This is a genomic window from Roseateles violae, assembly GCF_030410485.1.
GTDB lineage: Bacteria > Pseudomonadota > Gammaproteobacteria > Burkholderiales > Burkholderiaceae_C > Roseateles_D > Roseateles_D violae.
This window is the reverse complement of sequence record NZ_JAUHHC010000001.1, coordinates 130339-149246: the sequence shown is the minus strand read 5'-3', so window position 1 is coordinate 149246 and position 18908 is coordinate 130339. Positions and strand designations below refer to the sequence as shown.

Here is an 18908-nt window from a genome sequence, read left to right as displayed (position 1 = left end):
TTGCTGGCCGGACTTGTCGGGGCGGGCGCGGTCCCTGCCCAGGCGGCGCAGGCAAATTCCCCGCCGTTGTCTCCATATGCGGCTTGCCTGGTCAAACCCTCGGAGCCGCTGAAGTATCCGGAGCGGGCGGACAAGCTGCGCGTCAGTGGGGCGGTCAAGGCCCGGCTGAGCTTCAGCCATCCGGACCGGGCGCCCAAGGTCGAAGTCCTGGCCTGGAGCGGCGACCGGGAGATGGTCGAGGAGGCCGAAATCTATCTGGCGAGCTACCGCATGCCCTGCCTTGCCGAAGGGCAGCAGCTGGCGCTGGAGCAGGAGTTGGTCTTCAACTCCGACGAAGGCGCTCACAAGGAGACCGCGGCCTTCAATCCCTGGGATTGCCTGCGAACCCCGGGACCGTTCTCCTTCCTCGAGACCCAGCAGACCGGCACCCTGATCCGCCAGCGCACGCGCGGCAATGTGCTGCTCGAAATGAGCTTCGAGGCGCCGGATGCGCCGCCCAAGGTCAGGGAGGTCTACAACTCGGGGCCCAGCCAGTTCCGTCTCGAGGTGCTGGACCATGTGTCGCGATACCGCCTGTCCTGCATGAAGCCGGGGCAGGAACCGGTAGCGATTCAGCAGGCTTTCCACTACGCCGGCTCTGCCCGCGGCAACGACTATTCGCTGCGCGACATGGGCATCGTCGCCTTTCTGGGCGCGATCAAGGATGTGGACAAGGTGCCGGTGAGTTTCGATCTGGACGCGATGTCCTGCCCGTTCAAGCTGCGCTGGACGATGTACCAGCCGGCCCAGGCCAACGGCGTGGCCGAAATCGGCGCCCGCGTGCCATCGCGCAAGCCCTTCATCGCCTGGCTGGAAACGCTGACGATGCAATTGAGCAAGGACCAGTACGAGGCTCTGTTCGGGGCCCATATGGTCATCACCTTGCCCTGCGGCAAGATTGAGCTGTGAAGACGACGCCCCTGCATGCGCTCGCGCTGTCGATCGCGCTCCAATGGGCCGGTACCGTTCAAGCCCAGAACAGCAGCGATGACGCCGACCCGCTGAAGGAAACTGCGGACAGACACATGGCCTGTCTGCAAGCGGCGCCGCCCACGACGCTGGAGGCCTCCACGGCGGGAGAGGGGACCGAACAACTGCTGCGGGCGCGCCTGATCTTCAGCGCGGGCCAGGTCGAGCCGAGCGTGGAGTGGTTGTGGAAGGCCAGCGAGCTCGCAGCGGCGCAGCTTGAGCCCCATCTGCGCCGCTACCGTATGCCCTGCCTGCAGGACGGTGAAGCTCCTAAGGCCGTGGTGCAGGAGTTCTGGCTGAAGCCGGCCACGGGGCGGCTCGAAAGCGGGGCGATCTGGCGGACGCGGTGGGGCGCGCCGGATAGCGCTGGTTGCTACCGGCGACCCAACACGCCCCTCGATGGGAGCCGGCTGCCGGACGGCAGCGCCCATGCGCTGGTCTTCTTCCGTTTCCCCGGCGATAGCGAGGAGCCCGAGGTCCGGGTGGCTCACTACACGGGCTCCGAGACCTTTGCCGAGGCAGTGCGCAAACAGGTTCGCCGCTATCGACGCTGCAGCAATGGCGGCACCCCCTCCAACAGCTGGCACGAACAGCTCTTCAAGCTGAATGGCGGGGCGGCGAAGGCCAAGCCGCTGAGTCTGGCCGAGTTTCTGGGCTTTGCAGAGGGCGTCGAAGGCTCGCGCGCGCATTTCGATTTCGGCAGCATGGGTTGCCCCTTCCAGGTCAGCTGGACGCTTTGGCAGCCGGCGAGACGCAATACCGCTTGGTCTGCCGAGGCCGATTCGGCGAACGATGCCCAGCGCCACGTTTTTCTGAGCTGGCTGGGCGGCTTGCAGCTGCGCTTGTCGAGCCGGATCGAGTCGGCCATGTTCGGCGAGGTGTTCAAGATCGGCGTGCCCTGCGGCGTGCTGGATCTTCGCCAGCCGGCCGCCGGCTGAACCCTCGCTGTAATCGTCAGCGGTTATCCTTAGGGTTTCGCCGCTCCGATGAGATCGGCCACCGCGCGCCCGGCCCAGGCCGCCTGGCGTGCCGCAGTTTTTTTACTTCCCTGGAGAGCTCTCTCATGACGATCAAGATCGGTATCAACGGCTTCGGCCGCATCGGCCGCATGGTGTTCCGCGCCGCCATCGCCAACTTCAAGGATGTAGAGGTCGTCGGCATCAACGACCTGCTGGAGCCGGACTATCTGGCCTATATGCTCAAGTACGACAGCGTGCACGGCAAGTTCGACGGCGAGGTCTCGGTCGACGGCAACACCTTGATCGTCAACGGCAAGCGCATCCGCCTGACGGCCGTCAAGGACCCGAGCGAGCTGAAGTGGGGCGAGGTCGGCGCCGACATCGTCGTCGAGGCCACCGGCCTGTTCCTGGACAAGGCCACGGCCGAGAAGCACCTGGCCGCCGGCGCCAAGAAGGTCGTCATGTCGGCCCCGTCCAAGGACGACACGCCGATGTTCGTCTACGGCGTCAACGACAAGAGCTACGCCGGCCAGGCCATCATCTCGAACGCCTCCTGCACGACCAACTGCCTGGCCCCGCTGGCCAAGGTGCTGCACGACAAGTGGGGCATCAAGCGCGGCCTGATGACCACCGTGCACGCCGCCACCGCGACGCAGAAGACCGTCGACGGCCCGAGCAACAAGGACTGGCGCGGCGGCCGCGGCATCCTCGAGAACATCATCCCGTCGAGCACCGGCGCGGCCAAGGCCGTCGGCGTCGTGCTGCCCGAGCTGAAGGGCAAGCTGACCGGCATGAGCTTCCGCGTGCCGACCAGCGACGTCTCGGTCGTCGACCTGACCGTCGAGCTCAGCAGCGAGGCCTCGTACAAGGACATCTGCGCCGAGTTCAAGGCGCAGTCGGAAGGCGCGCTGAAGGGCGTGCTGGGCTATACCGAGGACAAGGTGGTCGCCACCGACTTCCGCGGCGATGCGCGCACCTCCATCTTCGACGCCGATGCCGGCATCGCGCTGGACGGAACCTTCGTCAAGCTGGTGGCCTGGTACGACAACGAGTGGGGCTACTCGAACAAGGTGCTCGAGATGGTCCGCGTGATTGCCAAGTAAACGGTAAACAAATGCAAATGCGGCCCTGCAGGGGCCGCCGGGATCGGGCCTTGCTCACGCAAGGCCCTTTTTCTTTGCGGGGCGCCAAGACGCGCCCTCGCGTATGTCCAATTCTTAACGTTGGGCTGCGCCGCCAGACCCTACACTGCGCGCGAACGCGCTGTGCGAACGCCGCCCCACGGAGCCCCATGAGAATCCTGAACACCGTCCTCGCCACCGTCGCCGCGGGCCTGCTGCTGGCCCTGCCGGGGCGGGCCGCGCCGGCCGAGCAGGCCGAGCAGGCCGCGGCGACCGCCGCCCCGACGGCGCGCGTGATCGTGCGCTTCAAGGCCGACGCCGACAGCGTGCGCGCCCGCGTGGTGCAGCGCCGGATGACGCGCGCCGAGGTGCTGGACATCGCGCAGACCCGTGCCACCGCGCTGGGCCTGCGCCAGGGCCGCCAGCTGCGCGCCGGGCTGAGCCTGGACGAGCGCACCCAGGTGATCACCGCCGCCGGCCTCGACTCGGCCACGCTGGCGCGCCGGCTGGCACAGGACGGCGAGGTCGAGCTGGTCGCCGTCGACCAGCTGCGCAAGCACACGCAGCTGCCCAATGACCCGATGTTCGGCGGCGCCACGCCGGCGCCGATGTCGACCAGCGGCGGCGTTTCCTCGCGCGTGATCGACCAGTGGTATCTGAAGGCGCCCAGCGGCGAGGTCGTTTCCAGCATCAATGCGCCGGCCGCCTGGGACATCACCACCGGCAAGTCCAGCGTCGTCGTCGCCGTGCTCGACACCGGCGTGCGCCTGGACCACCCGGACCTGGCCGGCCAGTTCGTCGGCGGCTACGACATGATTGGCTACACCACCTCGGCCGGCGTCGCCACCGCCAACGACGGCGACCGCGCCGATGCCGACGCGTCCGACCCGGGCGACTGGGTCAGCCAGGCCGACCTCAATGCCGGCAATCTGGGCTCGGGCTGCAACAGCGAGGACATCGGCAACAGCTCCTGGCATGGCACCCGTGTCTCCGGCCTGATCGCCGCCAGCAGCAACAACGGCCTCGGCATCGCCGGCGTCGGCTGGGGCATCAAGCTCCTGCCGGTGCGCGTGCTGGGCAAATGCGGCGGCTATGACTCCGACATCATCGCCGGCATGAAATGGGCGGCCGGCATCGCCGTCAGCGGCCTGCCGTCGAATCCGAATCCGGCCCAGGTGCTCAATATGAGCCTGGGCGGCAGCGGCAGCTGCAGCAGCGGCAGCACCGCGACCCTGTACCGCGACGCGATCAACCAGGTGATCGCCAAGGGCGCCACCGTCGTCGTCGCGGCCGGCAACAGCACCGGCCAGGCGGTCGGCCTGCCCGGCAACTGCCCCGGCGTGATCTCGGTGGCCGGCCTGCGCCATCTGGGCAGCAAGGTCGGCTTCTCCAGCGTCGGCCCCGAGGTCTCGATCGCCGCGCCGGGCGGCAACTGCGTCAATCTCAGCGGCGCCTGCCTGTACCCGATGGTCAGCACGACCAATAGCGGCTCGACCACGCCGGTGGCCGCCGACAACGCCTATACCAATGGCGCCGTCTCGGTGGGCACCAGCTTCTCGACCCCGCTGGTCAGCGGCACGGTCGCGCTGATGCTGTCGGCGCGGCCCTCGCTGACGGCGCCCGAGGTGCTGGCGCTCTTGCGCAAGACGGCGCGCCCCTTCGTCACGAGCGGCTCGACGGCCGATGTGCAGGCCTGCAAGGCGCCGAACGGGGCCGAGCAGCTCGAGTGCTATTGCACGACCAGCACCTGCGGGGCCGGCATGCTGGACGCGGCCGCCGCGGTGGCGGCCGCGCAGGCGGCCAATACCGAGCAGATCACGATCACGGCCAACCCGGCCAGCGGCGCCCAGGCCGGCCAGACCATCACCCTGACGGTGGCCAGCACCCTGGGCGCCGGCCGCAGCGTCGTCGCCACCGCCTGGAGCCTGGTCGATGGCGGTGGCGCCGTCGGCGGCTTCGCCTCGGCCACCGACGGCAGCAGCGTCACCCTGCAGCCGACGGCGGGTGGCGTGATCACGGTCAAGGTGCAGCTGAGCGACGATCTGGGCGTGATCCACAGCGCGACGACGACGGTCAGCGTCGCGGCCGCACCGGTCGTCAACACGCCCTCGACATCCTCGGGCGGCGGGGGCGGCGCCTTCAGCCCGATGTGGCTGGGCTTGCTGGGCCTGGCCTGCTGGGCGCTGCGGCGGAAGCCGGCGGCGCGCTAGCCGGGGCCGCCGAAGCCGCCGTCGCCGAAGAGGCCGCGGTGCCGGACGCCTGCGCGGGGCCGCAGGGCTTGAAGCCGCCGGCCAGGGCCGGGTCCTTGCCGGCCAGATTGTTCAGCTTGGCCTGCAGCGCGCCATCGGCCGCCGCGTAGACCAGCTCGTGCTGGCGCTGGGCGGGCTGCAGCTGCAGCACCCGCAGGCCCTTCAGCGCGCGCTGCGACAGCTGCTCCAGCGCCGCCTCGGCCGCCTTCGGGCTGTCGTGCCGGCTCAGCAGCAGCGTCGGCAGCTCCTCCGGCGGACCCTGCAGATAGTCGTAATTGATGCGCAGCTTCTTGTAGGTCTCTTCCTTGCGGGCCTGGAAGTCCTTGCTGCCGAGGCGGATCGTCGCCACCGCCCAGACGCCGGCCTGCTCGCTGCTGTGCACGCTGGCGCCACCGGCCAGGCCGGCGCGTTCCAGCGCCGCCTGCGCCGCCTGCAGCGCCGCGTCGCTGCCCAGCGGGCCCAGCGCCAGGCAGCTGGGCTTGCGCAGGGCCGCCGCCGCCTGCGGGCTCAGGATCTCTATCTTCTCCGGGTGCAGCTGGCGGGCGAGGCGCTCGGGCTCGCGGTCGCCGCGGGCCTTGATGCCGACGACCCCGTCGAGCCAGCCGCGCGTCCAGCCGAAGAACAGCGCATTGATCAGCAGCAGGGCGATGAACAGGACGCGCATCGGCGGCGGGCTCCTCAGGCTTGCGGGTCGGCCAGGCGCAGGCTGACCTCGCCGCCGCCGATGGTCTGCAGCGCGCCGCCCGGCTGCTCGAGCAGCAGCTCGCCGCGGGCATTGACGCCGCGCGAGATGCCTTCCAGCGCACCGGCGGTCACCGCGCGACCCAGGGTCAGGTCTCGCCGCGCATAGGCCTCGCGCCAGGCGGCGAAACCGCCGCGGCCGAAGTCGAGCAGCGCGCGCGCCAGCGCCGGCGCCAGTCGGGCCAGCGCGCCGGGCGCGTCGATGCCGGGCAGCAATTCGTCCAGCGCGGCAAAGCCGCTGCCGAACTGGGCCGGCGCGAACGGCGCGGCGCTGCTGTTCAGCGGCGCGATATTGAGGCCGACGCCGATGATCGCCATGCGCTGGCCGGCGGCCGGCACGGTCTCGATCAGGATGCCGCCGAGCTTGCGCTCGTCCAGCCAGAGGTCATTGGGCCATTTCAGCTGCAGCCGCGGCGCCTGGCCGGCGGGCAGCGGTTCCAGCGCCTCGGCGATCGCGCAGCCCATGGCCAGCGACAGGCCCGACCAGTCGGCCAGGTCCATCGCCAGGCCCAGCGAGAAGGTCAGCGAGGCGCCGGGGCTGGACAGCCAGGCGCGGCCCATGCGGCCGCGGCCGTGGCTCTGGTGCTCGGCGATCAGCAGGCAGGGCTTGAGATCGTCGGCGCGCCGGCCATAGGGCTGGATCTCGCCATGGACGCTCTCGCTGCGCACGCGCTCGAGCAGGGTGGTGTTGGTCGACTCGGCGTGCGCCAGCACCTCGATGCCGATGCCCGGCAGCAGCGGCGACAGCTGCTGCCAGAGCGTTTGGACATGCCAATTCAGATGGGTGGGTTCGTTCGCGGCCATCGTTGCTGCGTGCGCGGTCGCTTCAGCGTCCTTGTCCTGAGTGGAGCGGCATCAACGCCGTTTGGGCGCCAGCATCGTGCCACGGCAATTCGGGCTCCCGCAATGACAGGCATATTCTTTTTTCAGCTTGGGCGTGTAGCGCTCGTCGATGGTCAGGCCGTAGTCGTAGAACAGCTCCTCGCCCGGGCGCAGATCGCGCAAGGCCTTGACGAAGACGCGGCCATCGACCTCGTCGGCCTCGCAGTTGGGCTCGCAGGCATGGTTGATCCAGCGCGCGCTGTTGCCGCCGTGCAGCGCATCGATGACCTCGCCGGTCTCCAGCTGGAAGTAGAAGGTGTGGTTGGGCTGCTTCGGGTCGTGCGGATGGCGATCGAGCGCCTCGTCCCAGCTGATGCGCTCGCCGGTGTACTCGATGATCACCGTGCCGGCCGGGATGGGCGCCACCGCGTAGACGCCGCGGCCATGCACGCCGGAGTTGCGGACCTGGATGCGGCGCCCGCCGGAGGCGGCGGATGGCTTGGCGGCGACGGTCTTGGGGCGATCGGCTTGCGGCATCTGGTTTGTGGTTACATTGAATTCATGGGTGCGCGCGTGCGTGTACGTGTAGGCGTGCGTGCGCGCGAGGCCGGATTGTAGGCAGGGCTTGGGAACAGGTCCGAACGGGACGGAAAGAAAAGTTTTCTTATCACCATGAGCAAGACCTTGATCATTGCCGAGAAGCCCTCGGTGGCCCAGGACATCGTGCGCGCGCTGACGCCCACGGCGGGCAAGTTCGACAAGCACGACGAATATTTCGAGAACGACAGCTATCTGGTCAGTTCGGCGGTCGGCCATCTGGTCGAGATCAAGGCGCCGGAGGAGTTCGACGTCAAGCGCGGCAAGTGGAGCTTCGCCAATCTGCCGGTGATCCCCCCGCACTTCGATCTGAACCCCATCGACAAGAGCAAGGGTCGGCTCAATGCGCTGGTCAAGCTGATCCGCCGCAAGGACGTGACGGCCCTGATCAATGCCTGCGACGCGGGCCGCGAGGGCGAGCTGATCTTCCGCCTGATCCTGCAGTACGCCCAGCCGGCCAAGGGCAAGCTGGACAAGCCGGTGCAGCGCCTGTGGCTGCAGTCGATGACGCCGCAGGCCATCCGCGACGGCTTCGAGCAGCTGCGCAGCGACAAGCAGATGCTGCCGCTGGCCGATGCGGCGCGCTGCCGCTCGGAGGCCGACTGGCTGGTCGGCATCAACGGCACGCGGGCGATGACGGCCTTCAACTCGCGCGACGGCGGCTTCTTCCTGACCACCGTCGGCCGGGTGCAGACGCCCACGCTTTCGATCGTCGTCGAGCGCGAGGAGAAGATCCGCAAGCATGTGGCGCGCGACTACTGGGAGGTGCGCGGCAGCTTCGACGCCCAGGCCGGGCAGTACGAGGGCAAGTGGTTCGACCCGAAATGGAAGAAGGGCGAGGACGCCGAGGCGCGCGCCGACCGCATCTGGAGCGCCGCCGAGGCCGAGGCGATCCGCCTTGCGGTCCAGGGCCAGCCGGCCAGCGTGAGCGAGGAGAGCAAGCCCACCACCAGCAGCAGCGGCGGGCTCTATGACCTGACCACCCTGCAGCGCGAGGCCAACTCGCGCTTCGGCTTCTCGGCCAAGACGACCTTGCAGCTGGCGCAGGCGCTGTACGAGAAGCACAAGGTGCTGACCTATCCGCGGACCGACTCGCGCTTCCTGCCGGAGGACTACCTGGCCGTCGCCAAGCAGACGGCCGAGATGATCGCCTCGGAGGACGTGCCGGGCCCGCTGCGCGAGCTGAGCGTCCATGCCAAGAAGGCGATCAAGGAAGGCTATATCAAGCCGACCAAGAAGGTCTTCGACAACGCCAAGGTCTCGGACCACTTCGCCATCATCCCGACGCTGCAGGCGCCCAAGAGCCTGACCGAGATCGAGGCCAAGCTCTACGACCTGGTCGTCAAGCGCTTCCTGGCGGTGTTCTTCCCGCCGGCCGAGTTCCAGGTGACGACGCGCATCAGCACCGTCAGCGCCGCCGGCAAGGACTACAGCTTCCAGACCAATGGCAAGGTGCTGGTCAAGCCGGGCTGGCTGGCCGTCTACGGCAAGGAGGCGCAGGAGGACGATGCCAGCCTGGTGGCCGTCGCGCCGGGCGAGATCGTGCGCACCGAGAGCGTCGAGGTGAAGGCGCTGGCGACCAAGCCGCCCGCCCGCTACACCGAAGCGACCCTGCTGTCGGCAATGGAAGGCGCCGGCAAGCTGGTCGACGACGACGAGCTGCGCGAGGCCATGGCCGAAAAGGGCCTGGGTACGCCGGCCACGCGGGCCGCGACGATCGAAGGGCTGTTGACCGAGAAGTACATGATCCGCGACGGCCGCGAGCTGATCCCGACCGCTAAGGCCTTCCAGCTGATGACGCTCCTGCGCGGCCTGGACATCGAGGACCTGACCAAGCCCGAGCTGACCGGCGACTGGGAATTCAAGCTGGCCGAGATGGAGAAGGGCCGCCTGGACCGCGAGGCCTTCATGGCCGAGATCGCCGCGATGACCGAGAAGGTCGTGCGCAAGGCCAAGGAATACGACCGCGACACCATCCCCGGCGATTACGCGACGCTGAAGACGCCCTGCCCGAAATGCGGCGGCATCGTCAGGGAGAACTACCGCCGCTTCAGCTGCGTGGGCAAGAGCGGCGACGGCAGCGATGCCTGCGGCTTCTCGATCGGCAAGATCCCCGGCGGTCGCAGCTTCGAGCTGCACGAGGTCGAGCAATTCCTGCGCGACAAGAAGATCGGCCCGCTGGAAGGCTTCCGCTCCAAGGCCGGCTGGCCCTTCACCGCCGAGCTGGCCCTGGTCTACGACGAAGAGATCCAGAACTGGAAGCTCGAGTTCGACTTCGGCGAGGATGCGAAGAAGGCCGAGGGCGACGGTGAGCCGGTCGACTTCAGCGGCCAGTCTTCGCTGGGCGCCTGCCCCAAGTGCCAGGGCCATGTCTATGAGCATGGCAGCAACTATGTCTGCGAGCATGCGGTCGGCGCCAACGTCACCTGCGACTTCAAGAGCGGCAAGATCATCCTGCAGCAGCCGATCGAGCCCGAGCAGATGAAGAAACTGCTGGCCAGCGGCAAGACCGATCTGCTGGAGAACTTCGTGTCGAACAAGACCCGCCGCAAGTTCAAGGCCTTCCTGGCCTACGACAAGAAGGAGGGCAAGGTGATGTTCGAATTCGAGCCCCGCGCGGCCAAGGCGCCCGCGGCCAAGAAGAGCACGGCGGCCAAGAAGACGACGGCCAAGGGCTGAGGCGATGGCGCTCGCCTCGGTCCTGCGCCGGCTGGCGCTGGCGGCGCTGTGCCTGGTGGGCCCGGGCGCCGCGGCCGCGCCGGCCTACCAGCTCGACGGCACCGAGGTGCTGGAGCTTGCTTCGCGCAGCCTGCCGCGCGATTACCAGCTCTTCGTCAGCCTGCCCGAGGGCTATGCGGCCAGCGGCGAGCGCCGCTATCCGCTGCTGCTGGTGATGGACGCCAACTACGCCTTTCCGCTGGTGCGCAGCATCGCGCGCCGGGTCGGCGACCAGGGGCGCGGGCTGGAGGACTTCATCCTGGTCGGCCTCAGCTATGCGAAGGGCGACACGCCGCAGCTGAGCCGCGGCCGCGACTACACGCCCAGCGCCGGGGGCTCGACCAAGCCGGACGGCGGCAGGCGGCCCGACTACGGCCAGTCGGCCGCGTTCCGCCGCTTCATTGCCGACGAGGTGCTGCCGCTGATCGCCAGGAGCTACCGCGTGGACATGGCGCGCAAGACCTTTGCCGGCCATTCCTATGGCGCGCTGCTGGGCGCCGACATCCTGCTCAGCGAGCGGGCGCTGTTCGAGCGCTATGCGCTGTCCAGCCCCTCGCTGTGGTTCGACCAGGGCCTGATGTTCGAGCGCGAGCGCGCCTATGCGGCGCGCCACCAGGACCTGCCGGCCCAGCTGCTGCTGAGCGTCGGCGAGTTCGAGGCCGCCGGCGCGGCGGCGACGAGGCGGACATGGTGGCCGATATGCGCCGCTTCGAGCGCCTGCTGAAGTCGCGCCGCTACCCGGGCCTGCGCCTGCGCGCCGAGGTGATCGCCGGCGAGGACCATCTGAGCGTCAACCCGGTCGCGCTGACGCGGGCGCTGAAATGGGCCTTCCCGGCCCGGCCGGCGCGCTGAAGCGGCGGCGCCGTCAAGGAATGCCTTTATGCTGGGCGCCGTTCGAGGAGGATTGCCGACGATGGCCTGGATGCCCCTGAAGTCGCTCAGCATCGGAATTCCGGCGCGGCTGATGGCCGGCATCGCGATCGCCGCCGGCCTGCTGGTGCTGGCCCTCGGCTGGTACTGGATCGATCACGAGGAGGCGCAGCTCAGCGAGGCGCTGGCGCAGCGCGAGGCGCGCATGGCCGACCTGGTCGCGCGCGGCTTCGCCGGCCCGATCTGGAATCTGGACAGCGCCGCGATCGACAATCTGCTCGATGCGGTGATGGCCGATCCGGAGATCCACTCGATCGAGCTGCAGACCCAGGGCCTGGCCGCCGGCCCGCTGCGCCGCCAGCGCGCCAAACCGCCGGTGCAGCCGCTGCGGCGCGAGTTCGACATCCTGCACCAGGAGGTCGAGCAGGCGCCGGTGCAGGCGATCGGCCGCGCCACCCTGGTCTTCAGCCGCGAACAGGTGCTGGACAAGGTCGCGCAGACGCGCCGCTTCGTGATGGGCCTGCTGGCCGCGGTGCTGGCGGCCATCGTCATCACCAGCTATCTGATGGTCGACCTGCTGGTGCGACGGCCGGTCGCGCGGCTCGGTGCGCTGGCGCGCCGCGTCGCCTCGGGCGAGCTGGGCACGCGCATGGAGGTCGAGCGCAATGACGAACTGGGCGCGCTGACGCAGCAGTTCAACGCAATGAGCGAGCAGCTGAAGGCCTCGTCCGAGGGGCTGCGGCGCAGCGAGGAGCGCTACCGCAGCCTGTTCGAGAACGCCACCGAGGGCATCTTCCAGACCGATGCGCGCGGCCGCCTGCTGGGGCTGAACAGCGCGCTGGCGCATCTGCTGGGCTTTGCCGATCCGGCTCGCGCGCTGGCGGAGAGCCGGCGGCTGCGCGGGCTGGCGCATATCGGCGCGGCCGACTACGGCCGCATCGTTGCCGCGCTGGGCCGCGGCCAGTTGCAGCAACTGCCGCTGCAGATCGCCACCCACGACGGCCGCCAGCTCTGGATCGAGCTGAGCGCGCATCGGGTGCGCACCGCCGACGGCCCGCGCATCGAGGGCATGATCAGCGACATCAGCCGCCGCCGTCTGGCCGAGCAGGAGCTGGCCCGGCATCGCGAGCATCTGGAGGAGCTGGTGGCCGAGCGCACGCTGGAGCTGAGCCGGGCCAAGAAGCGCGCCGAGAGCGCCAACCAGAGCAAGAGCCGCTTCCTGGCGACCATGAGCCACGAGTTCCGCACCCCGCTGAACGCCATCCTCGGCTTCGCGCAGCTGCTGCAGATGGATCCGAGCCTGGGCCAGGCGCAGCAGGGCAAGATCAATCTGATCCGCGATTCGGGCGAGCATCTGCTGGCGCTGATCTCGGACGTGCTGGACATGGCCAGCATCGAGGCCGGCAAGGTGCGGCTGCAGCCGGCGCCCGTCGATCTGCGCGCGCTGCTGGAGGTCGCGGCCGACGCGGTGCGCCTGCGCGCCGAGCAGAAGCGCCTGCGCTTCGAGGTCGAGCTGGATGCGGCGCTGCCGCCGCGCGTGCTGGTCGACGGCCAGCGCCTGCGCCAGGTCTTGCTGAACCTGCTGTCGAACGCGGTCAAGTTCACCGACGCCGGCGGCCTGGGCCTGACCGTGCGCCTGCTCGAGCAACTGCCGGGCCGGGCGCGGCTGCGCTTCGAGGTGCGCGACAGCGGCATCGGCATGGCGCGCGACCAGCTGGGCCGGCTGTTCCAGCCCTTCGAGCAGGTGGCCGACGAATCGCGCCGCCATGGCGGCACGGGCCTGGGCCTGTCCATCAGCCAGCAGCTGGTGCGGCTGATGGACGGCCAGATCGAGGTCCACAGCGAGCTGGGCGCGGGCAGCACATTCAGCTTCGAGCTCGTGCTGCCGACCCTGGGCTGACGGGCATACTGCCGCCCATGTCCTGGGCCGTCTTCTACAAGCTGCTGGCGATCTTCATCACCGTCGTGCTCGGCTGGTTCGTCGGCCGCATGCGCTGGCTGGGCGACACGATGGCCGACGAGGGCGGCCGCGCCAGCGATCCGGCACGCGTGCTGTCCAACGCCGCCTTCTACCTGTTCGTGCCGGCGCTGCTGTTCCGCACGACGGCGCGGCTGGACCTGGGCGATCTGCCCTGGCTGCTGCTGCTGGCCTTCTTCGGCCCACTGATCCTGCTGGCGCTGGCCGTCTACGGCTGGCAGCGCCGGCGCACGCCGGTGCGCGACGAGGAGAGCGCCGCGCGGCCCAGCGTGCAGGCGATCAACGCGGTGTTCGGCAACACCATGCAGATCGGCGTGCCGCTGGCCGCCGGCGTGTTCGGCGAGGCGGGCCTGGGCCTGCACATCACCATCCTGAGCCTGCACGCGCTGACGGTGCTGACCGTGCTGACCGCCCTGGTCGAGCTGGACCTGGCGCGCAGCCGCCAGCGCTCGCAGGGCCTGGCGGCGACCCTGGGCCTGACCGTGCGCAACACCATCATCCATCCGGTCGTGCTGCCGGTGCTGGCGGGTCTGGCCTGGAACGCGACGGAGCTGGCGCTGCCGGCCGTGCTCGACGAGGTCTTGCAGCTGCTCAGCACCGCCGTCGTGCCGCTGTGCCTGACCCTGATCGGCATGTCCATGGCCTACTACGGCTGGCCCAAGGCCTGGCGCGGCATGCTGGGCCTGGTGGCGTGCAAGCTGCTGGCGCTGCCGGCGCTGGTGCTGCTGATCGCGCATTGGGGCCTGGGTCTGAGCGGCCTGCCGCTGGCGGTGGTCGTGATGATGGCGGCGCTGCCGACCGGCTCCAACGCGCTGATCTTTGCCCAGCGCTACCGCAGCCTGGAGGGCGAGAGCACGGCGACCATCGTGCTGTCCACCCTGCTGTTCGTGCTGAGCGCGCCGCTGTGGCTGGCGCTGCTGAGCGCCCTGGAGGCGCGATGAGCAGCGCGGCGCTGTACCCGGCCGACCGGGTCGACCCGGCGGCCCTGCATGCCGCCTTCGGCCAGGCCTTTGCCGACTATCTGATCGGCCCCTTCGCGCTCAGCCCGGCGCAGTGGCCGCAGTTCCTGGCGCGCCAATGCGTGGACCTGGCGCTGAGCCGCGTGCTGATGCAGGGCGGGCAGCCGCTGGCCTTTGCCTTCGTCGCGCCGCGGCCGGTCGGGCGACCGCGCTGGCGGCTGGCGACCATGGGCGTCGTGCCGGCCGCGCGCGGCAGCGGCGCCGCGCCGCGCCTGCTGGACGACTTCATCGCCCGTGCCGCCGCGGCCGGCCTGGCCGAGGTGGAGCTGGAGGTGTTCGCGCAGAACGAGCGCGCGCTGCGCCTGTACCGCAGTCGCGGCTTCGAGACCCTGCACGAGCTGCAGGGCTACGAGGCCGCGGCGCCGGGCGGTGCCGCCGCCGAGCCGCCGGCCGCGATCGACCGGCTGGACCGCGCCGCGGCCTTTGCCTGGATCGAGCGGGAGGCCCTGCCGCGCCTGGCCGAACTGCCGCTGCAGCAGACGCCGGCGGCGCTGGCCGCCGGCACCGCCGAGCTGCTCGGCTGGCAGCTGGGCAGCGCCCTCTTGCTGTTCAGCCGGCTCGACGCCGACAGCTTGGCGATCGCCAGCCTGATCGACTGGCGGCCGGCGCAAAATGAGGCGCGGCGGCTGCTGCGGGCGCTGCGCGCCGCCCATCCGGCGCAGCGCATCAGGGTGCCGCAGCTGCAGCGCCTGGACACCGGGGGCCAGGCCTTGCGCGACAGCGGCTTCCAGCCGCTGCCGCTGCACCAGCTGCTGATGCGCGCCCCGACCGGAGCAATGCGATGAGCGATGTGAAGAAATCCGCCTGGCCCGATGGCCGCCTGCTCGATCTGTTCGGCATCGAGCTGCCCATCGTGCAGGCACCGATGGCCGGCCCGAATCTGCACGAGATGGCGGTGGCGGTGTCCGAGGCCGGTGGCCTCGGCTCGCTGCCCTGCGCGCTGCTAAGCCCGGCCCAGCAGCGCGAGCAGCTGCGGCTGATCCGCGCGGGCACGCGCAAGCCCATCAATCTGAACTTCTTCTGCCACCGGCCGCCGCCGCCGGATGCGGCACGCGAGGCGGCCTGGCGCGAGCGCCTGAGCGGCTATTACCTCGAACTGGGCGCGGACCCGCAAGCGCCGGTGCCGGCCTCGAACCGTCAGCCCTTCGATGCCGACAGCGCCGCGCTGATCGAGGAATGCCGCCCCGAGGTCGTCAGCTTCCATTTCGGCCTGCCCGAGCCGGTGCTGCTGGATCGCGTCAAGGCCAGCGGCGCCAAGCTGATCGCCTCGGCGACCACGGTGGCCGAGGCACGCTGGCTGGAGGCGCAGGGCATCGACGCGATCATTGCCCAGGGCTTCGAGGCCGGCGGCCACCGCGGCCTCTTTCTGGACGACGATCTGGCCACCCAGGTCGGGACCTTCGCGCTCGTGCCGCTGATCGTCGACGCGGTGCGCCTGCCGGTGATCGCGGCCGGCGGCATCGGCGATCCGCGCGGCATCCATGCGGCCTTCGCGCTGGGCGCCGCGGCCGTGCAGATCGGCACCGCCTATCTGTTCACGCCCGAAGCCAGGCTGCCGGCGCCGCATCGCGCCGCGCTGCGCAGCGAGGCGGCCGAGCGCACTGCCCTGACCAATCTGTTCACCGGCCGGCCGGCGCGCGGCATCGTCAACCGGCTGATGCGCGAAGTCGGGCCGATCTCGCCGCTGGCGCCGGCCTTTCCGCTGGCCGGCGGCGCGCTGCTGCCGCTGCGCGCGGCCAGCGAGCCCAAGGGCGACGCCGGCGCGGGCGACTTCATGTCGCTGTGGTCGGGCCAGGCCGCGCCGCTGGCGCGCCGCGATCTCGATGCCGCCGCACTGACGCGCTGGCTGGCCGAGGAGGCGCTGAAGCGCATCGCCCCCGCCCGCTGAGCCTTCTTCTTTTTCTCTCGACCAAGGACCTGTCCGCCATGCGATTCCAGCTTCTCGCTCTTGCCGCCACGCTCGCCAGCCTCGGCGCCATCGCCCCACCGGCGCTGGCGGCCGAGGCCCCGCAGGCCGGCGCCGTCGTCGCCGACGGGGCCAGCCTGGCCATCCGCTACGAGAAGCTGAAGCTGGCCAATGGCTTCGAGCTGATCCTGGTCGAGGACCACAGGCTGCCGCTGGTGGCCTTCAACCTCTGGGTCCATGCCGGTCCGCGCAACGAGGCGGCCGGCCAGACCGGTTTCGCCCATCTGTTCGAGCACCTGATGTTCGCCGGCAGCAAGCACATCGCGCGCGGCCAGGCCGACAAGATCGTCGACGCGGCCGGCGGCACCGACTCGAACGGCTCGACCAACTTCGACCGCACCAACTATTTCTTCACGCTGCCGGCCAACCAGCTGGAGCTGGGCCTGTGGATCAAGTCCGACATGCTCGGCTACATGATCGACGAGGTCGATTCGGTGGCCCTGGCCAACCAGCAGGACGTGGTGCGCAACGAGCGCCGCCAGACCACCGAGAACCGGCCCTACGGCATCGTCGACGAGGCGCTGTACCAGGCCTTGTTCCCGCCCGGCCACCCCTATCGCGCGGCGGTGATCGGCTCGCATGCCGACATCCAGAGCATCAAGCTGGCCGATGTGAAGGCCTTTGCCCGCACCTACTACCGGCCGAACAACGCGACCCTGGTGCTGGCCGGCGACTTCGATCCGGCCCAGGCGAAGAAGCTGGTCGAGAAGTACTTCGGCCCGCTGAAGGCCGGCGCGCCGGTGCCGCCGGTCGATGTGGCGCCGGTCAAGCTGACGGCCGAGAAGCGCCTGCAGATCACCGACCGCATCGAGCTGTCGCGGCTCTCGCTGGCCTGGCACACGCCGGCCGTGTTCAAGCCGGGCGATGCCGAGCTCGACGTCGCCGCCAGCGTGCTGGGCGGCGGCAAGTCCGGCCGCCTGTACAAGAAGCTGGTCTACGAGCGCCAGCTGGCGCAGAGCGTGCAGGTCTCGCAGCAGTCGGCGGCGCTGGGCTCGGTGTTTGAGATCGACGTGATCGCGCGGCCGGGCAAATCGCTGGACGAGATCGAGGCGCTGGTCGACGCCGAGCTGAAGGCCCTGGCCGAGAAGCCGCCGACGCAGGAAGAGGTCGAGCGCGCGCGCGCCGCCATCCTGACCAGCGCGCTGAGCCAGCTGGAGAAGGTCGGCTCGCTGGCCGATCTGGTCAATCGCTACAACCAGGACGCCGGCGATCCCGGCTATATCGGCCAGGATCTGGCGCGCTACCAGGCGATCACGCCGGCCTCGGTCAGCGCTGCCGTCGCCGCCCAGCTGGGCAAGCAGGCGCGCGTGGTGATCCAGGCGACGCCGGGCCCCAAGGTGCTCGCCGCCGAGGTGCCGACGCCGCCGATGCCGACCAAGGCCGCCAAGGGGGAGCGCGAGGCGCTGAATGCCGACGCCGCCTGGCGCGCCAAGCAGCCGGCCGCCGGCAAGGCGCCGACGCTGAGCCTGCCCGAGGGCCGCCGCTTCGCGCTGGCCAACGGGCTGACGGTGATCCATGTGCCCAAGCCGGGCCTGCCCCTGGTCAGCGCCGCCCTGGTGCTGCGCGCCGGCCAGGCGGCCAATCCGCCCGGCAAGCCGGGCCTGGCCGGCTTCACCGCCGCGATGCTGCAGGAAGGCACCCGCACGCGCAGCGCGCAGCAGATCGCCGACGAGGTCGCCGACATCGGCGCCGCGCTGAGCAGCAGCGCCGGCCGCGAGGACGCGCGCATCGAGCTGGCCAGCCTGAAGACGCATTTCGCCAAGGGCCTGTCCCTGCTGGCCGATGTGGCGCTGAACCCGGTGTTCGCGCCGGCCGAGGTCGAGCGCCAGCGCGCCGCGCGCCTGGCCGCGCTGGCCCAGCAGCGCGAGGAGCCGGAGGCGGTCGCCGGTGTGGTCGCCGCCCGCGCACTTTACGGCGACGCGCATCCGCTTGGCGCGAGCGCGCTGGGCGACGAGGCGGCCCTCCAGGCCGTCGACAGCGCCGCGCTGCGCGCCTTCTGGCAGGCCAACTACCGCCCCGACCAGGCGGCCCTGGTGGTGGCCGGCGACGTCACCGAGGCCGAGCTGCGGCCGCTGGCCGAGCGCCTGTTCGGCGCCTGGCAGCGCCCCGAGGGTGCGGCCGCCGCTGCGCCCGCCGCTCCGGCGATGAAGCCGACGGCCGCGCGCCTGCTGCTGGTCGACAAGCCGGGGTCGCCCCAGACGGCGCTGGCCGTCGTCGCCCCCGGCCCGCTGGCCCGGGACCCGGACGCCGCCTCGATCAAGGTGATGAACGCGGCGCTGGGCGGCCTGTTCACCTCGCGCATCAACCAGCAGCTGCGCGAGGTCAAGGGCTATACCTACGGCGTCTACTCGGCCTATGCGATGGGCCGCGACAGCGGCAGCTTCGCGATCCGCGGCAGCGTGCGCAGCGACGTCACCGGGCCGGCGCTGGCCGATATGTTCGGCCAGATCCAGGGCATGCGGACCCGGCCCATGGACGCCGAGGAGCTGAAGCGGGTGCGCAATGCGCAGCTGCTGTCGCTGCCGGGCCTGTTCGACACCAACCATGTGGTCGTCGGCAGCTATGCCAGCAACTGGACCTGGGGCCTGCCGGCCGACCATCTCGTCAAGCTGCCGCAGCAGCTGGCGGCGGTCAGCGCGGCCAGCGCCTTCAAGGCGGCGCAGCAGCATGTGGATCCGGCCGCGCTGATCGTCGTCGCCGTCGGCGATCAGGCGCAGATCCTGCCGCAGCTGAAGGCCTGGGGTCGCAAGCCGCTGGAGCTGCGCGATGCGGACGGCGCGCCGCTGGCGCCGGCGGCGAACCAGGCGGACAAGGCCGCTGACAGGGCCGCCAAGCGCTGACGCCCTACTTGCGTCGCAGC

General features: G+C 70.3%; 15 protein-coding genes. 12 read left to right on the top strand and 3 right to left on the bottom strand.

Annotated features, from left to right (window positions below):
- Window positions 1-66: 66 nt before the first annotated feature.
- The 4 genes from QWJ38_RS00625 (at window position 67) to QWJ38_RS00610 (ending at window position 5298) form a co-directional block, all read left to right on the top strand.
- The gene (locus QWJ38_RS00625) at window positions 67-948 is read left to right on the top strand and encodes an energy transducer TonB (protein ID WP_290357096.1); all 882 of its coding nucleotides are present in this window, start codon (window positions 67-69) and stop codon (window positions 946-948) included.
- Window positions 945-1946: a hypothetical protein gene (locus tag QWJ38_RS00620; RefSeq protein ID WP_290357095.1), complete on the top strand. Its 1002-nt coding sequence runs from the start codon at window positions 945-947 to the stop codon at window positions 1944-1946. The genes QWJ38_RS00625 and QWJ38_RS00620 overlap by 4 nt, the downstream gene beginning before the upstream one ends.
- Window positions 1947-2071: 125 nt before the next feature.
- Window positions 2072-3070 carry a type I glyceraldehyde-3-phosphate dehydrogenase gene (gap, locus tag QWJ38_RS00615; RefSeq protein WP_290357094.1) on the top strand — a complete coding sequence of 333 codons (999 nt, stop codon included), beginning with the start codon at window positions 2072-2074 and terminating at the stop codon, window positions 3068-3070.
- Between the two features lie 188 nt (window positions 3071-3258).
- A complete protein-coding gene (locus QWJ38_RS00610) occupies window positions 3259-5298 on the top strand; it encodes a S8 family peptidase (RefSeq protein ID WP_290357093.1) in 2040 nt (679 codons plus the stop codon).
- On the opposite strand, the gene QWJ38_RS00605 is transcribed toward QWJ38_RS00610, so the two are convergent.
- From QWJ38_RS00605 to QWJ38_RS00595, 3 genes are read right to left on the bottom strand one after another with little or no spacing between them, the layout of a single operon-like run.
- On the bottom strand, window positions 5228-6001 hold the full coding sequence (locus QWJ38_RS00605) for a hypothetical protein (protein WP_290357092.1): 774 nt from the start codon (window positions 5999-6001) through the stop codon (window positions 5228-5230). The two genes, QWJ38_RS00610 and QWJ38_RS00605, sit on opposite strands and share 71 nt — an antisense overlap.
- 14 nt (window positions 6002-6015) lie before the next feature.
- The gene (locus QWJ38_RS00600; protein ID WP_290357091.1) at window positions 6016-6882 is read right to left on the bottom strand and encodes a biotin--[acetyl-CoA-carboxylase] ligase; all 867 of its coding nucleotides are present in this window, start codon (window positions 6880-6882) and stop codon (window positions 6016-6018) included.
- A gap of 51 nt (window positions 6883-6933) precedes the next feature.
- Entirely contained in the window at window positions 6934-7437 is a 504-nt protein-coding gene (locus tag QWJ38_RS00595; RefSeq protein WP_290357090.1) for an SET domain-containing protein, read from the bottom strand.
- A gap of 135 nt (window positions 7438-7572) precedes the next feature.
- On the opposite strand from QWJ38_RS00595, the gene QWJ38_RS00590 reads away from it, so the two are divergent.
- The 8 genes from QWJ38_RS00590 (at window position 7573) to QWJ38_RS00555 (ending at window position 18888) form a co-directional block, all read left to right on the top strand.
- Window positions 7573-10176, top strand: coding sequence for a DNA topoisomerase III (locus QWJ38_RS00590; protein ID WP_290357089.1), 2604 nt, complete (start codon window positions 7573-7575; stop codon window positions 10174-10176).
- 4 nt (window positions 10177-10180) lie between these two features.
- The gene (locus QWJ38_RS00585) at window positions 10181-10939 is read left to right on the top strand and encodes an alpha/beta hydrolase (RefSeq protein WP_290357088.1); all 759 of its coding nucleotides are present in this window, start codon (window positions 10181-10183) and stop codon (window positions 10937-10939) included.
- Window positions 10903-11067, top strand: a complete 165-nt coding sequence (locus QWJ38_RS00580) for a hypothetical protein (protein WP_290357087.1) — start codon at window positions 10903-10905, stop codon at window positions 11065-11067. The genes QWJ38_RS00585 and QWJ38_RS00580 overlap by 37 nt, the downstream gene beginning before the upstream one ends.
- Before the next feature lie 61 nt (window positions 11068-11128).
- On the top strand, window positions 11129-12985 hold the full coding sequence (locus QWJ38_RS00575; RefSeq protein WP_290357086.1) for an ATP-binding protein: 1857 nt from the start codon (window positions 11129-11131) through the stop codon (window positions 12983-12985).
- 17 nt (window positions 12986-13002) lie between these two features.
- Window positions 13003-14004: an AEC family transporter gene (locus QWJ38_RS00570; protein WP_290357085.1), complete on the top strand. Its 1002-nt coding sequence runs from the start codon at window positions 13003-13005 to the stop codon at window positions 14002-14004.
- On the top strand, window positions 14001-14867 hold the full coding sequence (locus QWJ38_RS00565; RefSeq protein ID WP_290357084.1) for a GNAT family N-acetyltransferase: 867 nt from the start codon (window positions 14001-14003) through the stop codon (window positions 14865-14867). The genes QWJ38_RS00570 and QWJ38_RS00565 overlap by 4 nt, the downstream gene beginning before the upstream one ends.
- Window positions 14864-15970: an NAD(P)H-dependent flavin oxidoreductase gene (locus tag QWJ38_RS00560; protein WP_290357083.1), complete on the top strand. Its 1107-nt coding sequence runs from the start codon at window positions 14864-14866 to the stop codon at window positions 15968-15970. The genes QWJ38_RS00565 and QWJ38_RS00560 overlap by 4 nt, the downstream gene beginning before the upstream one ends.
- Before the next feature lie 38 nt (window positions 15971-16008).
- Window positions 16009-18888 (top strand): M16 family metallopeptidase, encoded by a 2880-nt coding sequence (locus tag QWJ38_RS00555; RefSeq protein ID WP_290357082.1) that lies wholly within the window; start codon window positions 16009-16011, stop codon window positions 18886-18888.
- Window positions 18889-18908 lie beyond the last annotated feature (20 nt).

What these genes read in the sequence shown, in the direction of transcription:
- QWJ38_RS00580 (WP_290357087.1), top strand. Translation starts at nt 10,903, where the DNA reads ATGGTGGCCGATATGCGCCGCTTCGAGCGCCTGCTGAAGTCGCGCCGC.
- gap (WP_290357094.1), top strand. Translation starts at nt 2,072, where the DNA reads ATGACGATCAAGATCGGTATCAACGGCTTCGGCCGCATCGGCCGCATG.
- QWJ38_RS00595 (WP_290357090.1), bottom strand. Translation starts at nt 7,437, where the DNA reads ATGCCGCAAGCCGATCGCCCCAAGACCGTCGCCGCCAAGCCATCCGCC.
- QWJ38_RS00585 (WP_290357088.1), top strand. Translation starts at nt 10,181, where the DNA reads ATGGCGCTCGCCTCGGTCCTGCGCCGGCTGGCGCTGGCGGCGCTGTGC.
- QWJ38_RS00600 (WP_290357091.1), bottom strand. Translation starts at nt 6,882, where the DNA reads ATGGCCGCGAACGAACCCACCCATCTGAATTGGCATGTCCAAACGCTC.
- QWJ38_RS00610 (WP_290357093.1), top strand. Translation starts at nt 3,259, where the DNA reads ATGAGAATCCTGAACACCGTCCTCGCCACCGTCGCCGCGGGCCTGCTG.
- QWJ38_RS00560 (WP_290357083.1), top strand. Translation starts at nt 14,864, where the DNA reads ATGAGCGATGTGAAGAAATCCGCCTGGCCCGATGGCCGCCTGCTCGAT.
- QWJ38_RS00605 (WP_290357092.1), bottom strand. Translation starts at nt 6,001, where the DNA reads ATGCGCGTCCTGTTCATCGCCCTGCTGCTGATCAATGCGCTGTTCTTC.
- QWJ38_RS00575 (WP_290357086.1), top strand. Translation starts at nt 11,129, where the DNA reads ATGGCCTGGATGCCCCTGAAGTCGCTCAGCATCGGAATTCCGGCGCGG.
- QWJ38_RS00565 (WP_290357084.1), top strand. Translation starts at nt 14,001, where the DNA reads ATGAGCAGCGCGGCGCTGTACCCGGCCGACCGGGTCGACCCGGCGGCC.
- QWJ38_RS00590 (WP_290357089.1), top strand. Translation starts at nt 7,573, where the DNA reads ATGAGCAAGACCTTGATCATTGCCGAGAAGCCCTCGGTGGCCCAGGAC.
- QWJ38_RS00570 (WP_290357085.1), top strand. Translation starts at nt 13,003, where the DNA reads ATGTCCTGGGCCGTCTTCTACAAGCTGCTGGCGATCTTCATCACCGTC.
- QWJ38_RS00555 (WP_290357082.1), top strand. Translation starts at nt 16,009, where the DNA reads ATGCGATTCCAGCTTCTCGCTCTTGCCGCCACGCTCGCCAGCCTCGGC.